Here is a 15,755-nt window from a genome sequence, read left to right as displayed (position 1 = left end):
AGCCACCAGCGATGCTATCAGCTTTTATTCCAGTGAAATCTACGCCAAAACGGTCGACTGAAAAGTCGGCGGTTATCGATCTGTCGTTTGGCGATCAATCGACCACAGTGAACTGGCCAACTTCTGATCATGAAGCTGGTAGTTCTATCACGCGACTTTAAAAGGCTGTAATTCGCGCCGAAAGGCGGCAATTCAGCTATCAGCAAGGTGTATCTGCCAGACGCTCACATTAAGCGAGCACAATAGGCTGAAGCCCGGTAAACCAACCTCTCTCACCCTTCAAAAATCCCTTTCACCAACGCGAGCCCTAGCGTCTCGCGCCTCGCCTCAATCTCCTGATCAACCCCCCGCTTACCACTCACCAACCGCACAGCTTTCAACTCTGGCAACGGCTGATCAAGCAAAGCCAGCAAATCCAACTCCGGCGTTTTATAAATCGACAACTTGCCAATCGGCGCTTCGCTCAACCCGTCAATTCGCCCAAGCGACTTGAGATTAGCCAAACGCAACGCCCGCAACCTGCTACCCGCCCCGAAAACCAGCTCACCCAAGTGCGGCTGATCCTCAATCTCCAACACCTCAAGCCTGGGAAAGCGTCCAGGCTCCAGCGCTTGCAACCCGCGGACCCGGAGCAGGCTCAAGTGCGTAACGCTGTCACTGAACAACTCCGGCATCGCCTCACGGCTGCCAAATCCGATTGAAAGAGTCTCCAAACCGGGTAACTTCGAGATCACCTCAAACGTGGTAGTGGCCGGCTGTCGGTACAGGCTGAGTTCGGTCAGTCCAGTAAGCGCTTCCAGCGGCTTCAGCCCCTGGGTTTTTGCATTCAGGTGCAGCACCCGCAGGTGGGGCAGGCGGCTGACCGAAGCGAGGTCCAGCTTTGGCCCCACTTCCTGGAAAACCCGCAGCATGGTCAGGTTTTGCAAGTTGCTAAAGGCCAATATCGGGTTCAGGTCAAGCTTGTCCACGCCAAGCGCCAGACTGCGCAGGTGCTCAAGGCTTGCCAGCGTCTCAAGCCGTTCGGCGTGATAGAGGCAATCGAGGGTCAAGGTCTGCACATTAGGCAGGGCTTCGAGTGTGCGACCGTCGAAGGGCTGGTCGGCGGCGTAGTGCCCGTAGAAGCGCACGTCGAGGCGATGGCCGTGTTGTGCGCACAAGGCATCCAACGCTGTCAATATCGGTGCCGGGTATTGCTCGGGCGCCGAGAACTGCACCACGACGTGTTCGTCACTGTTGCCGAGCAGTTCGGCCACGGTGGTTTGCAGGTCGTGCAACGAAGGTGATTGGATACGTTGGGGCAACATGGCACAGCCTTTTTAGCAGAGAGTAAGGGTCGATGTCAGGAGTGACGGCATTCACAACGTCGGTTTCGGCCGCTCTGGAGCGACTCGAATCCGCTTGCGATCCTCTTCCAATGAAGGCACATAGGGAAGTCCGCACCAGAGATCACCCAGGCTAAGATACGCCCCAGTCTTCCAGCGTGCAGACAACTTGAAGCCTAGCGTTTCCTCATAAAAGGCAATGCTGCTTAGCAAGCTGCATACGGCGAGGATGAGATGATTGAATCCGGTCAGCATGAGATCGCCTGAAACAGATGGACGGCTAGAATGTAGATCAGACAGGATGAAATGTCAGCTTTGGCTGCAATGAAGCTCAGCCCCCGGTGCCACATATCAGAATCATCCACCCAAGAGATCGTAAAGGCGGGATGCCCGGACGGTGACTTCTTATAAATTCAGCAATCGGCATTTGCGGTCAGGCTATATCGGGAACACGGTCGCCCCTGGACGTGATCACAAGCGCTCACCCGTTCAGTATTGCCTGTGCCAATAGCGACTAATGGCCCGTCGAGCTAACCCGGAATACGGCCCTATAAAACTTCACGGAGAAAGCCAGATGTCACGCCGCATTCTCATCACAGGAGCCAGCATCGCAGGCTGCGCCACCGCTTGGTGGCTGGCTCAGCAGAACTGCGATGTCACGGTCGTCGAGCAGGCGCCAGCCTTTCGGGACGGTGGGCAGAATGTTGATGTCCGGGGCCCGGCCCGGGAGGTGCTGCGGCTTATGGGGCTTGAGCAAGCGGTTAGAGATCACAATACTGGCGAGCGTGGAATAGCGTGGGTCGACAACCAAAACACGACCGTGGCTCGTATTGACCTGGCTGATCTGGAAGGAGACGGCCCTACCGCCGAGCTGGAGATATTGCGCGGCGATTTGGCTCGTCTCATCTACGAAGCATCATTGCCTCACACCGAGTATCGCTTCGGGGAGCGGGTCACTGCCGTTGTACAGGATGAAAAGGGAGCGATTGTCCGGTTCGAGAGCGGCACCGAGGAGCGCTTTGATCTGGTGATCGTAGCCGAAGGCGTTGGCTCGTACACTCGCGACATGGTGTTTCCCGAAGAGAACACACCTCGCTGGATGGATCTGGCGACTGCATTCTTCACCGTGCCACGCGCTTCGACGGACAGTGAGACCGCACGTTGGTATAACGCTCCCGGCGGTCGAAGCGCAGGCGTGCGCCCGGACAATAGTGGTACCACCCGCGCCTTCTTCAACATTCAGGGGCAGCGAAACGTGGCAACCGTCAGGACTATCGCCCAGCAGAAGGCTTTTCTGAAAACGCATTTCGAAGGTGCAGGATGGGAAGTACCACGCCTGCTCTCGGGCATGGAGGCAGCCGACGACTTCTGGTTCGACGATCTGCGGCAGGTGAAGATCAAGCGGTGGTCGGCGGGTCATGTGGTTCTCACCGGCGACGCCGCCTGGTGCGTCACCCCACTGGGAGGGGTTGGAGCTTCACTGGCCCTTGTAGGCGCATACGTGCTGGCTGGCGAACTCTCGAAATCCCATGATCTTTCTGCTGCGTTTGCAGCTTATGAGAGCGTCATGCGACCCGTTGTCGAAAAGTCGCAGAACATCCCGAAGATCGTCCCCCGCCTGACCCACCCTCGCAGCCGCGTGGGGATCACCTTGCTCCGTACCGTGCAGCGGATTGTTACAAGTCCTGTTATTAGCAAGCGTGCAGCGAAATCGCTTACTCCAGCTCTACAGTCGTTCAAACTACCGAGCTATTAACTGTGCTTAACGACGCGTTTCTCTGTCTCCTCGCCACACTCGACTTTCCAGACAAATATTGGGCGTTGTGTGATCGCTTCCCTCTAGTTCCTGGTTCATCATTTACTGCATCGAAAAAAGAGCTACTTAGCGCCTTCGAAGCAGCTGGGGCTTCCATACGCTACGACAGTCGCGATCGATCATTTGAGATCGAGTCAGAAAAGATTGGCGCGATTGAATGGAAGGCGTTGCTCGTAAAGCAGCGCGGTGGTCTCGAGTTCATGATTTCGGGGCTCGGCCCTGAAGGATATATCGGGTCTAACTTTGCTGTGCTTGCCTATGAGGGAAAGCGCAAGGAAGACCCAGGCTTTGTCCGCAGTCCGTTCTCAGGCCCGCCGCCATACCCAAGACCTTCAGCCTCAAATCCTGTTCAGCTCGCAGCTCTAGTGCAAGAGTTCGTTGGACTGGTGAGGGAAATCAAGGCAGCACTTCGCAAATGCGCAGAGGCTGTGTAACAGATCGCTCAGCGGTAGCGAGGGACGACAAAGGTCACGCCCATTCTTAAAAATCGAAATGCTGATCAAACACCATCTGTCGCCCGTGGTTGATCAGTTTCATTTTCCCAGCCCATCAGATCAGATTTAAAGCATCACAAATCACCCAACCCCTCATACCGCCCCTGAATCCGCCCCAACTCCCCCGACTTTCGCAGCTTCTCCAACGCCCTCCTCCATCCCGTCACCACCTCATCATCACAATCCAGACTGAACGCTATGTACAACGAAGATCGGTACACCTCCACCGGTATCCGCCTCAGCGTGCCCGGCGGGATTTTCAGTTGGCGGGTGTAGTAAGCGACGCCTGCATCGGTATCGCCGACGATGACGTCGGTGCGCCCGGCAAGGAGCATGCGGTAAAGCTGAGGGCTTTGGGTGGCGGTTTTGTCGAGGTTGGTGAAGTTGAGGGCTTGCAGGGTGTCGGGCACCAGACCGGCGTGTCGGGTGGTGACCATTGGCGCCTGGCGGAGTTGTTCCAGAGTGTTTAACGGCGGAGCATCGGCCATTTGGTAAGGATGTATCGATTCCTCGACGATGGGACCGACCCATTTGTATAACGGCTCGCGCTCGGTGGTGCGGAACATGGAGTACATGATGGTTTTGGGGCGGGCGTTCAGTGCGTAGCTGGCGCGCATACTCGGTAGCAGCACGATGTCGAAGTTGTCTCCGGTGAGCGCCATGATGGCCCGAACGATTTCGGTGGTCATGCCGGTGAGTTGGTTGTTTTCCACATAGTTGTACGGCGCCCACTCTTCGGTCACGACCTGATAGTGATCGGCCCTGACGGGCGTGCCGAGTAACAGGCAGAGGCAGAGCAAGGCTGCGTTGGGTATCGAATGTCTCACGTGTTCTGCCTGGTAGGCTGTGCGCGAAGGGTCGACCTTGTCTGCAAGGTCAAACTCAGCATAGACCCTTCCAGACATCTACCCCCTTGAACCACGCCGCAAACGGTGAGATTTATCACGTTTCTTCAGCGATAAACCTGGGCAGAGCGGGTTTAGCACCGCTCAGGAAGGTGAACTTCAGGTCGGCAGAACCAGCGTGAAAACGGTCCCGGCGCTTTCACTTGTGACGGTGACCTGTCCTCCGTGGGCTTGCATGATCGAGCGCACGATGGCCAGACCCAGTCCGCCCGAGTCGCCGGGCTGGTTACGGGAAGGATCGCAGCGATAAAAGCGCTCAAAAAGATGCGGCAGATGTTCTGCGCCGATAGGTTCGCCGACGTTGTGGACGTATATCTCTAAACCAGCATCGCTGAGCGTACTGCCGATGGTGACCGGGGTGTTCGGCGTGGCGTAACGCAGGGCGTTGGCGATCAGGTTGGCCAGTGCGCGACGCAGTAATTCCGGGTCGGCGTTTAGCGTGCACTGGCTCTTATCAAACACGGAATAACCATCTGGATAAACCTGGTCTTTCTGTTGGAGCGAGGCTTGCCCGCGAAGAACGATAGCGTGGTGTGCGTGACTTACCGAGTCGACGGCTTCGCGGGCAAGCCTCGCTCCCACAAGCCCGTGTTTGCCGCACGACAGCGGGGTGTCAGTGACACTGGGGCGGCTCCTATTGATCAGCTCGATGCCACGGTCTTCGCCCATGCCTTCGAAGTAATCGCACAACTGAGCGACCATCGCGTAAAGGTCGATCTTTTGGCGGTTGATCGAGGATTTGGGCTGTTCGGTACGCGCCAGGAACAACATGCTGTCGATCATGCGCGCCAGACGTTCGTACTCTTCCTGATTGGAAACCAGCAGTTCCTGATAGACCTCAGGCGAGCGGCCCCGGCCCAGTGCCTGTTGGGTTTGCCCCATGAGGTTGCTCAGCGGTGTGCGCATTTCATGGGCGAGGTCTTCGGAAAAGCGGGTGAGCTGAGCGAAACCGTCTTCGAGGCGGGCGAGCATCTGGTTGAGGGCGTGACTCAGGGCGCTCAGTTCGTTGACGTCCTTGAACGCCTGCAAGCGCAGGTGCAGGTGTTGCGCATCGATGCTGGCAGCACGTGTCGCCAGTTGTCGAACCGGGCGCAGCCCCCTCTGGCTGACCATCCAGCCCAACAAGAACGCCAATACTGCGCCTACCAGCAAGGCTATGCAGATTTTCATGCGGTAGGCGCTGAGCATTTGCTCGCGCTCGTTGACCAGCTTTCCAGCGATCAACTTGAGGTGTCGATCGGCGCCTGGCACATCGAGCCACGCCAGCCGCAACGACTTGTCACCCGGGCTATCACCCAACTGTGGCGAAGGCGCTGCTGGCAACTCGGGCACTGGCAGGGCAAGCGGGTTGACGTCGATGAGCAGTTGCCCGGCGTCATCGACAATCCACAGCACGTTATCGCGATTGCCCAGCATGTTTTCGTAAAGCTGCGGGCGTTTGCGCAGGGTGTCGATGCTGTCGCTGTCAGTGATCAGCGCCTGCATGCGCTGCACGCGACCGAGGAGCGCTTGATCATCGCGCCAGGTGATTTCGCGTTGCAGGGATTGATAGAGGTAAAAGCCGACAGCGCCTAAAAGCAGCACGCTGACCAAAGCGAACATGAACGCCAGGCGCAGGCTCAGGGTTCGGGGCCACAGGGTCATTGCTGCAGCTCCAGCAGGTAACCAATGCCGCGCACGGTGTGGATAAGTTTCGCTTGGTAGGGGTCGTCGACTTTGGCACGCAGCCGCCGAATCGCGACGTCGACCACGTTGGTATCGCTGTCGAAATTCATTTGCCAGACGTGGGAGGCAATCAGCGCACGGGACAGGACTTCGCCTTCCCGACTGAGCAGAAGATGCAGCAGTGCGAATTCCTTGTTGGTCAGGTTCAGGCGTTCGCCATTACGGGTGACTTTGCGCTTGAGCAGGTCAAGGTGCAGATCGGCGATCTGAAACTGTTCCACTTCACGAGGCGGACCGCGACGCAACAAAGTGCGAACCCGGGCCAGCAGCTCCGCGTAGGAAAAGGGTTTCACCAGATAATCATCGGCACCCAGTTCGAGGCCTTTGACGCGATCTTCCACGGCGTCGCGTGCAGTGAGGAACAGCACCGGTGTCTGCCATTTACGGCGAATGATCTGCAGCAGTTGCCAGCCGTCGAGGCCGGGCAACATGACGTCGAGGATGATCAGGTCGAACTCGCTTTCCTGAACCAGATGCAGCCCGTCCAGACCGTTCAAGGCCACTTCCACCAGATAGCCGGATTCCCCCAGCCCTTTGCGCAGGTAATCCGCTGTTTTCGCTTCGTCTTCAACCACCAGGATACGCATTAAGTCCTCCGCCACTGATGCATAGCGTAAGCCGATACGCCGCCCCATCTCATTACAAATACGTAATCCGCAGGCAATCAGTTTGTGCGGAAGGCTTGGGCAGTATGGCTGGCAATTGCTCAGCCGAGCCTGAACCGGAGATTTGCATGCTGATCCGAAGCGTCACCCTTTCTTTATTGACACTGGCCATGGGGTCCGGCGTCGCGCTGGCCGATGTGCCGAACGTCGCCCAGCGTCCGGATGTCACCCTGAAGCTTGCCAATGACCTGCTGAGTGCAACCTTGGCGGCCTGTCACGCCGATGGCAAAACCGCTGTCGCTGCGGTGGTTGATCGCGGCGGCAATCTGGTTGCCGTGCAGCGCGACGACAATGTTGGCCCGCACAACACGCTCGCGGCGCAACGCAAAGCCTTTACTGCGCTGTCGACCAAAACCCCGACGCGACTGCTGTCCGAACGCGCTCGCAACAACCCCGAAGCCGAGAACCTCAACACCCTTGATGAGCTGCTGCTGTTAGGCGGTGGCGTGCCGTTAAAGGTGGGCGATCAGGTTATCGGCGCTATCGGCGTTGCGGGTGCAGGTGGTGCGGAAGTCGATGAAGGCTGCGCGCTGAAAGGCATCGCTCACGTTTTACCCAACCTCAAATAATCTGGAATATCACATATGAACATGTTCAAAACACTGATTGCAGGCGCTGTATTGAGCGGCCTTTCGTCCATCGCGCTGGCCGCGGGTAATCCGCTGAGCGTACACGTGCTGAACCTGCAGGACGGCCTGCCCTCCTCCGATGTCAGCGTGACGCTGGAAAAGCAGGAAGGTCAGGGCTGGAGCACGCTGAATAAAGGCGTCACCAATGAGCAAGGCCGAATTACCGGACTGTACCCGGAAGGCAAGACGCTGGAGAAAGGCACCTATCGCGTAACGTTCAAGACAGGTGAATGGTTCCAGAAGCACCAGACGGCGAGTTTCTTTCCGGAAGTACCGGTGATCTTCAATGTGGACGGCAGCTTGCCGCATTACCACATTCCGCTGCTAATCAGCCCTTATGGGTTCTCGACGTATCGCGGGAGCTAGTAGGCGCATTGTTGCGTGGATGGATCTGACATAAGCGCCATCGTTCATCGCGAGCAAGCTCGGCTCCCACAGGGGAATGCATTCCTGCAGAGATAACAGCGCAGCACCGACATGAGCAAGCGCCGAATATTTAAAGCGAACTCCGTATCTGTGGGAGCTGGGCTTGGTCTGGGCGGCATTCCGACGATTCAGACACTTCGGTGTATCAGGCATACCGCGTCATCGTTCACCGCGAGCAAGCTCGGCTCCAAATAATAAGCATCGCATTCCCTTGTAGGAGCTGCCGAAGGCTGCGAAGGCGTTTTGCCTGACGCACCACATCGCAGCCTTCGGCAGCTCCTACAAGGGTGTGTGGTAATTAATCACTAAGTAATGGCGTCAACAAAACGTCTAAAAATCACATTCGTTACACATCGTTTTTTCCAACCGCCGAACGGGCGACGGTTTCCCGACGCACGGTCACAACTTTTACGCGTCTTCGTGTCATATCAGAGTGCTAGCCGATTGGATTTTGGCAGCCGAGCAACCTAAGCCTGATAACGGAGATAACCCCATGATTTTTAACGTCCAAAATTTTGGCGCCAAAGGAGATGGCGTCACGGATGACACCGCTGCCATCCAAAAGGCTATTGATGCAGCAGCAGCGGCAGGCGGGGGTCAGGTTTATATTCCGCCAGGGACGTTCATTGTCAGTGGGGGTGAGGAACCGTCGGACGGCTGCCTCATGCTCAAAAGCAATGTGTACATGTACGGCGACGGGATGGGCGTTTCGAACATCAAGGTGGCTGACGGCTCGGATACGAAAATCACCGGCATCATTCGCTCGGCGTACGGCGAAGAAACCCACGACTTCGGCCTCAGCAACCTGACCCTCGATGGCAACCGGGATAACACCACCGGCAAGATCGACGGCTGGTTCAACGGTTACATTCCCGGCCAGGAAGGTTACGACTCCAACGTCACCCTGGACGGCGTCGAAATCAAGGACTGCTCCGGTTACGGCTTCGACCCGCACGAACAGACCGTCAACATGGTCATCAAGAACAGCGTGTCCCACGGCAATGGCCTGGACGGCTTCGTGGCCGACTTTCTCAGCAACAGCACGTTCGAGAACAACGTCGCCTACGACAACGACCGCCATGGCTTCAACGTGGTCACCAGCACCCACGACTTCACCCTGACCAATAACGTCGCCTACAACAATGGCGGCGGCGGGATCGTGGTGCAGCGCGGCAGCGAGAACATTCCTTCGCCGAGCAACATCGTCATCACCGGTGGCGAAGTTTACGGCAACGGTGCCGAAGGCGTGCTCATCAAGTTGTCCAGCGACGTCACCCTCAGCGGTGTGGATATCCACGACAACGGCAGCGCCGGGGTGCGGATCTACGGCAGCAACAACGTTGACGTGACCGACAACACCCTCAGCAACAACGCTCTGAAAGGCGGTGTACCGGAAATCATCATCCAGTCCTACGACGATACCCTTGGCGTCTCCGGCAAGTATTTCAACGGCAGCGACAACACGATTCAGGGCAACACCATCACCGGCAGCAACCTGTCGACTTACGGCGTGGCCGAACGTAACGAAGATGGCACCGACCGCAACGCGATCATCGGCAACACCATTGGCCATACCACCAAGGGCGAGACACTGGTTTATGGCGATGGCAGTTACGTCAGCGCCACCGTTCCGGTCGTCACTGTTCAGGGCACCGACGGCAACGACACGCTGATCGGCAGCAGCGCCAATGAAATCCTTTATGGCGCAGCCGGTAACGACGTGATCAATGCCGGGGCAGGAGCCGATATCCTGGTCGGCGGCGCGGGCGTCGACAAGCTCACCGGCGGTGCGGGCGCGGACACCTTTCGCTTCGCCAGCCAGTCCGACAGCTATCGCAACGCGACGAACAGCTTCGTCGACACCGTTACCGATTTCGATGTCACTCAAGACAAGATCGATATCGCCGACCTGGGCTTCACCGGGCTGGGTACCGGTCGCGGCGGCACCTTGCAGCTCACCTACAACGCCAGCAACGACCGCACCTACATCAAGGATTACGATGCGGATGCCAACGGCAATCGCTTCGAGCTGATTCTGAACGGCAATCTCACCAGCACGCTGACGGCCGACAACTTCATCTTCAACCGGACGGTGACCGGCACCAGCGGCAACGACTCGTTGCAGGGCACGGCGGCGGCAGACACCCTGCTTGGCCTAGCCGGTAACGACAGCCTGGCTGGCGGCGCGGGCGATGACACGCTCAATGGCGGCTCGGGCATGGACACGCTCAGCGGTGGTGCGGGCGCGGACACCTTTGTGTTCTCCGAACGCACGGACAGCTACCGCAATTACAACGCAGGCGGCGCTAACCTGGGTGACCTGATCACCGACTTTGATCGCACCGCCGACAAGATCGACGTCTCGGCGTTGGGCTTCACCGGTCTGGGCGATGGCAAAAACAACACCCTGTATCTGGTGCTCAACGACGCCGGGACCAAGACTTACATCAAGTCACTGGAAGCCGATGCCAACGGCAACCGCTTCGAGATCGCGCTGGATGGCAATTACCTCGACAAGCTGACCAACGCCAACTTCGTCTTCGCCACCGCGCCCACCACCAATCAGGCGCCGATCGTTGCGACGCCGCTGCTGGATCAGAATGGGACGGAAAACACCGCGTTCAGCTATGTCGTACCTGCGACCAGTTTCACCGATCCTGACAATGACAGCCTCAGCTACACCGCATCCCTCGCCGACGGCAGCGCCCTGCCCGGCTGGCTGACGTTCGACGCTGCCAGCCGCACACTCAGCGGCACGCCGGACAGCACCGCTTCGGGCAACTATTCAGTGAAAATTACTGCCACTGACGGCAGCAATGCCACGGTCAGCGACAGTTTCACACTGGCGGTGCAGGACGTTCCGGGTGCGCCGATCATCATCAATGGCACACCAAACAACGACACCCTGACGGGCACTGCGGCCAACGAGCAATTGCTGGGAGGTGCAGGTAACGACACGCTCAACGGCGGCGCGGGCAACGATATTCTTGTCGGCGGTGCCGGCGCGGACAAACTTACCGGTGGTGACGGCGCTGACGTTTTCCGCTTCACCTCGAAGATGGACAGTTATCGCACCAGCACGACCAGCGCCAGTGATCAGATCCTTGATTTCGATGTAGCCGCCGACAAGATCGACGTTTCGACGCTGGGTTATACCGGCCTGGGCAACGGCCTCAACGGTACGCTGCAGGTCACCTACAACGCGTCCAACAACCGCACTTATCTCAAAGACAATACGGTCGACGCCAACGGCAACCGCTTTGAGGTTTCAATGGCGGGCAATCTGGTCAACAGCCTGACGGCCAACCATTTCGTGTTCGCTGACCAGAACACGCCGAGCAATGTCGCGCCAGTCGTAGTGATTCCGCTGCTGGACCAGAACGCCACTGAAAACACCGCCTTCTCGTACACGGTGACCAGCGACAGCTTCGCCGATGGCAACAAGGATGTGTTGAGCTACAGCGCCACCCTCGCAGACGGTACAGCACTGCCTTCATGGTTGAGCTTTGACGCCGTCAACCTGACCTTCAGCGGCACACCGACCAGCACAGCGGCAGGCAACTACGACGTACTGATCAAAGCCACCGACCCAGCGGGTGCGTCGGTCAGTGACAACTTTGCATTGGTGGTGGCGGATGCTCCGGCCAATACCATCGCAGGCACAGACAACGCAGAAACCCTGATCGGTACAGCAGGCGCGGACCTGATTCTGGGTCTGGGCGGCAACGATACAATCCGCGCGGGTGCCGGGGCGGATATTATTGACGGCGGCGCCGGACGTGACTCGCTTTACGGCGGTGAAGGTGCCGACACGTTCCGCTACAGCAACGTGCTCGACAGCTATCGCGACTATGACGCGGGCGGGGTTACCGCAACCGACACGATCTATGACTTCACCCAGGGTGTGGACAAGATCGATGTCTCGGCCCTGGGCTTCCTCGGCCTGGGCGACGGCAGCAACGGCACGCTGTACATGACCCTCAATGAGGCGGGCGACAAGACCTACGTCAAATCCAGTGTGCCCGACGCTGATGGCAACCGTTTCGAAATCGCCCTCAGCGGTAATTACCTCAACACGCTGACCGCCGACGACTTCGTTTTCGGCCAACGTGCTCAGCAGGACATTCTTTACCTGCCGACGCTCGGGCAGTCCAACGCGCGGCTGCTGCGCATGACCGAGGACGATGATCAATCCGGCACCTCGATGCTGGTCAACGACCTGAGCAAGTACACCACTTACGACGTGCGCAGCCAGTTCAACGATGCTGATGGCAATGGCATCGACATCGCAGTGGGTGGCAGCACCGTCAACGGCATGTCCACACTGGGCGCCGAAGAGCTGAAATTGTGCTGGTGGTTGACCGACACCAACGAGCCGGGCCCGGCGCTGTTGCGTGCCGTTGCACTGCTGCAGAACCAGCTCACCGAGCTCAAGGCCATCGATAACGTCAAAATGGGCATCATCTGGGGTCAGGGCGAAGAAGCAGCTCAGGAGATTGGCCGGGCCACTGACAAACAGGCTGCGGCGGCTGACTACAAGGCGGCAACGCTGGCGGTGTTCGACTACCTGCACGCGCAGGTCGGCAGCTTCGATGTGTACATGATGGAGACCGGTCACTACGACCAGGACGCCGCCCGTGCACGGGGTTATTCCGAAGAGAAGATCGCGCAGATTGTTGAAGGTGTGGACTACGTCCGCGCCACACAGGAAGCCATTGCTGCCGAACGTACTGACGTGAAACTGGCCGTCGATTACACCGACTTGCCGTTGCGTCATGAAGTCGATCCGCTGGTATATCCCGATGACGTCTGGCACTTGCATGAAGAGTCCGCAGAAATCGTCGGCCAGCGTCTGGCTGACTACATTGCTGATGACTTGGGCTTCAAGGGCAACCCGAACGACAACAACAGCGTGCAGGACATCTTCGACAACGCTCATAACGAAGGCGGGATGATCTTCGGCACCGATCAGGCCGACACGCTGGTTGGCACCTCGGGCAACGACACGCTGGACGGCGACCTGGGCGCTGACACCATGACCGGCGGCGACGGCAACGATATTTATGTGGTCGACAACGCCTTCGACAGCGTGGTGGAAAGCAACACCTCCCCGGCGCAGATCGACACGGTGCAGGCCTCGGTTAGCTGGACACTGGGCGACAATCTGGAAAATCTGGTGCTGACTGGCGTCTCGGCAATCGACGGGACAGGCAACGCGGTCCGCAACTTCATCACCGGTAACTCGGCCAATAACGTCATTAACGGTGCGGCTGGTGCGGACAGCATGAGCGGTGGCAACGGCAGCGACACCTATTACGTGGACGACATCGGCGACAACGTGATCGAGACCAACAGTGACAAGGTGTCGGGCGGTACCGACAGCGTTCACAGCAGCCTGGCGACCTACACCCTCACGGCGAACGTTGAAAACCTGTACATCGACAGCAACGCGGCGGCCAATGGCATCGGTAACGCGCTGGACAACATCCTGTTCGCGGGTGCTGGCGATAACGTGCTGGAAGGCCGTGATGGCAACGATACGGTTTCGTTCGAGCGCGCTCTGGCGGGCATCACTGCGACGCTGTCCACCTCTGCGCAGCAAAACACCGTGGGCTCGGGACTGGATACCCTCAAGGGCATCGAAAACCTGACCGGCAGTGCTTATGCCGACACCCTCTCCGGCAACAGCAGCGCCAACGTGCTGAATGGCGGCGCCGGCAATGACACGCTGGTGGGTGGTGCAGGCAATGACCGACTGATCGGCGGCGAAGGCACGGACAGTCTGACCGGCGGAACAGGCGCTGACACTTACGTCTTCGGCTCGCTTTCGGACATGGGCACCGGTGCCTTGCGGGACGTCATCAGCGGCTTTAAAACCGCTGATGGTGATCAACTGGACTTCACCGGTCTGGATGCCAACCCGCTGACCAGCGGGATGGACGCCTTCAAGTTCATCGGCAGCAACGCCTTCGACACCGCAGACGCCACCGGCCAGATTCGTTTCGCCGACGGCATCCTCTACGGCAGCCTGAATGCGGACGCCACCGCGGAGTTCGAAATCCAGCTGGTCGGTGTCAAGGAGCTGCACGCCAGCGACTTTACGGCCTGATCAGTGTGAGGGGATCCGGTGTGGCTTCTGATATCAGGGCTGCATCGGATCTCTACACATTGGTCTGTAGGAGCTGCCGAAGGCTGCGAAGGCGTTTTGCCTGAGACACCGCCGTTCGCAGCCTTCGGCAGCTCCTACAGATTCCCTTGTCACTGCTCAATGGCGAGTTACTTTCCCTGTGGGAGCCGGGCTTGCCCGCGATAAGGTTTCGGTGATCTGCCTGCCAGACCGCGGTGTCTGTATCGCGGGCAAGCCCGGCTCCCACATGGATCTGAGTCGGCTGGAAGATCGCAGCGGCATTAAAACAACCGCTGCACCTGTTCCAGCACACCGCGATTCATCAGGCCGGTGTGGGTATGCAGGCTCACATAGCTTTGCAGCATGTCGAGCTTGGCGTTGAGCAAATCACGGCGTGCCTGAAACACGCGTTGTTGTGCATCAAGGATATCCACCGTCGAACGAACACCACCCTGAAAACCTTTCTCGGTCGAGGTCAGCGCTTGCTGGCTGGACTCCACCGCACGCTGCATGGCCTTGCTTTTGGCAAACCCGGCAACTACCCCCACGTAATCCGTTTCGATGTCTTCCGCCAGTTGCTGACGCTGCACGTCGTAGTCTGATTGCGCGCCAGCCAGTTGCGCCTCGGCCTTGGCCACCGACGCTCGAACCGAGCCACCGCGATACAACGGGATATCCAGCTGGACACCCACGTAATACGTGTCCTGACGCGGATCGAGGTCCTGATACTGGCGGGTCTCTCGACGCGTCAATTGAGTGGTCAATGACAGCGTCGGATAATGCCCGGCACGTTGCGTATCAGCCTGCGCCTCGGCCACCCTCATGGCCGCCAGACGCGCTGCCAGCTCCGGGCTGGCGTCCTTGGCAATGGCCGTCCAGTAAGGCAAATCCTGTTCAGCAGGGATCGGGCTGGCGGCGGAAAGTTCTTCGCGCATCGGCTGAATATCATCAATCGGCACGCTCGCGCGGCCAGACAACGCTCGCAGCGCGGCCGTGCGCCGCGCCATGGCTTCTGTCTCCTGCGCTTCAACAAGATCCAGACGAGACTGCGACTCGTAAATGTCGGTAATAGCGCCCTGCCCAGACTTGAACAGTTTTTGGCTTTGCGTGACCAGGCCGCTGATCGCTGCTTTTTGCTGAGCGATCAGCTTGATCTCGTTTTCGGCACGGGCTACATCGAAATACCCCTTGGCAACCCGGTCATAAAGACTCTGATTGGCAAGATCGAACTGCTGCGTCCCCAACACCCCGCGCGCCTTGCCCTCTTGATAAGCCGCCCAGCGCCCTTTGTCATACAGCGGTTGCTGTGCGGCGAGCGTGACGTTGTTGGCCTGATAATCATTGCTGTTCACATAGCCGTTATCGCTGCCGCCATCGGTGCGGCCGCCATTGCCATAGCGCGAGGTCAAAGACACCTGCGGAAGAAGACCGCCACGACCGATCGCCTCCTCCTGCTGTGACGCGTCATAAGCATGACCGGCCGATTTCAGCGTCGGATCATTAAGACGTGAGGCATCGTAGGCCTGGGTAAGGCTCAACCCGGCCTCAGCAGCCCATGCCGGATTGAACACCACACAGCCAGTCCAGAGAACAGCACAGAGACCTGCCACTAAAAAGTAACGGGAACGGCGAGAACGCGGGATCAT

The 15,755-nt window shown here is 58.5% G+C and carries 11 protein-coding genes; 5 read left to right on the top strand and 6 right to left on the bottom strand.

Annotation, left to right across the window (positions count from 1 at the left end; all coding sequences use genetic code 11):
• Positions 1-272: 272 nt before the first annotated feature.
• Positions 273-1,304, bottom strand: a complete 1,032-nt coding sequence (locus KDX30_RS06045) for a leucine-rich repeat domain-containing protein (protein WP_231675258.1) — start codon at positions 1,302-1,304, stop codon at positions 273-275.
• 51 nt (positions 1,305-1,355) lie between these two features.
• Complete coding sequence (locus KDX30_RS06040; protein ID WP_406643759.1) at positions 1,356-1,577, bottom strand: VOC family protein; 222 nt, start codon at positions 1,575-1,577, stop codon at positions 1,356-1,358.
• Between the two features lie 319 nt (positions 1,578-1,896).
• Here KDX30_RS06040 and KDX30_RS06035 point away from each other — a divergent pair, with 319 nt between their 5' ends.
• The gene (locus KDX30_RS06035; RefSeq protein WP_231675257.1) at positions 1,897-3,078 is read left to right on the top strand and encodes an FAD-dependent monooxygenase; all 1,182 of its coding nucleotides are present in this window, start codon (positions 1,897-1,899) and stop codon (positions 3,076-3,078) included.
• A 2-nt stretch (positions 3,079-3,080) separates the two neighbouring features.
• A complete protein-coding gene (locus tag KDX30_RS06030) occupies positions 3,081-3,572 on the top strand; it encodes a hypothetical protein (RefSeq protein ID WP_231675256.1) in 492 nt (163 codons plus the stop codon).
• 134 nt (positions 3,573-3,706) lie between these two features.
• On the opposite strand, the gene KDX30_RS06025 is transcribed toward KDX30_RS06030, so the two are convergent.
• From KDX30_RS06025 to KDX30_RS06015, 3 genes are all read right to left on the bottom strand, one after another.
• The gene (locus KDX30_RS06025) at positions 3,707-4,459 is read right to left on the bottom strand and encodes a substrate-binding periplasmic protein (protein WP_231675255.1); all 753 of its coding nucleotides are present in this window, start codon (positions 4,457-4,459) and stop codon (positions 3,707-3,709) included.
• Positions 4,460-4,636: 177 nt separating this feature from the next.
• Positions 4,637-6,181, bottom strand: coding sequence for an ATP-binding protein (locus KDX30_RS06020; protein WP_231675254.1), 1,545 nt, complete (start codon positions 6,179-6,181; stop codon positions 4,637-4,639).
• Positions 6,178-6,849, bottom strand: a complete 672-nt coding sequence (locus tag KDX30_RS06015; RefSeq protein ID WP_087274254.1) for a heavy metal response regulator transcription factor — start codon at positions 6,847-6,849, stop codon at positions 6,178-6,180. Before KDX30_RS06015 ends, KDX30_RS06020 begins: the two co-directional genes overlap by 4 nt.
• A gap of 146 nt (positions 6,850-6,995) precedes the next feature.
• On the opposite strand from KDX30_RS06015, the gene KDX30_RS06010 reads away from it, so the two are divergent.
• From KDX30_RS06010 to KDX30_RS06000, 3 genes are all read left to right on the top strand, one after another.
• Entirely contained in the window at positions 6,996-7,496 is a 501-nt protein-coding gene (locus tag KDX30_RS06010; protein WP_122708475.1) for a GlcG/HbpS family heme-binding protein, read from the top strand.
• Positions 7,497-7,511: 15 nt separating this feature from the next.
• A complete protein-coding gene (uraH, locus tag KDX30_RS06005; protein WP_027900118.1) occupies positions 7,512-7,922 on the top strand; it encodes a hydroxyisourate hydrolase in 411 nt (136 codons plus the stop codon).
• 553 nt (positions 7,923-8,475) lie between these two features.
• Positions 8,476-14,091: a putative Ig domain-containing protein gene (locus KDX30_RS06000; RefSeq protein ID WP_231675253.1), complete on the top strand. Its 5,616-nt coding sequence runs from the start codon at positions 8,476-8,478 to the stop codon at positions 14,089-14,091.
• A gap of 299 nt (positions 14,092-14,390) precedes the next feature.
• On the opposite strand, the gene KDX30_RS05995 is transcribed toward KDX30_RS06000, so the two are convergent.
• Positions 14,391-15,755, bottom strand: a complete 1,365-nt coding sequence (locus tag KDX30_RS05995; protein WP_231675252.1) for a TolC family outer membrane protein — start codon at positions 15,753-15,755, stop codon at positions 14,391-14,393.

The sequence above is a fragment of the Pseudomonas quasicaspiana genome, assembly GCF_021147825.1.
Classification (GTDB): domain Bacteria; phylum Pseudomonadota; class Gammaproteobacteria; order Pseudomonadales; family Pseudomonadaceae; genus Aquipseudomonas; species Aquipseudomonas quasicaspiana.
Note: the sequence above shows the minus strand (reverse complement) of the source record. Positions and strands in the feature narration are given on the sequence as shown.

Bases quoted from the DNA above. Each gene is read 5' to 3' on its own strand.
- KDX30_RS06010 (WP_122708475.1), top strand. From the start codon at position 6,996: ATGCTGATCCGAAGCGTCACCCTTTCTTTATTGACACTGGCCATGGGG.
- KDX30_RS06035 (WP_231675257.1), top strand. From the start codon at position 1,897: ATGTCACGCCGCATTCTCATCACAGGAGCCAGCATCGCAGGCTGCGCC.
- KDX30_RS06045 (WP_231675258.1), bottom strand. From the start codon at position 1,304: ATGTTGCCCCAACGTATCCAATCACCTTCGTTGCACGACCTGCAAACC.
- uraH (WP_027900118.1), top strand. From the start codon at position 7,512: ATGAACATGTTCAAAACACTGATTGCAGGCGCTGTATTGAGCGGCCTT.
- KDX30_RS06015 (WP_087274254.1), bottom strand. From the start codon at position 6,849: ATGCGTATCCTGGTGGTTGAAGACGAAGCGAAAACAGCGGATTACCTG.
- KDX30_RS06000 (WP_231675253.1), top strand. From the start codon at position 8,476: ATGATTTTTAACGTCCAAAATTTTGGCGCCAAAGGAGATGGCGTCACG.
- KDX30_RS06040 (WP_406643759.1), bottom strand. From the start codon at position 1,577: ATGCTGACCGGATTCAATCATCTCATCCTCGCCGTATGCAGCTTGCTA.
- KDX30_RS06020 (WP_231675254.1), bottom strand. From the start codon at position 6,181: ATGACCCTGTGGCCCCGAACCCTGAGCCTGCGCCTGGCGTTCATGTTC.
- KDX30_RS05995 (WP_231675252.1), bottom strand. From the start codon at position 15,755: ATGATCCCGCGTTCTCGCCGTTCCCGTTACTTTTTAGTGGCAGGTCTC.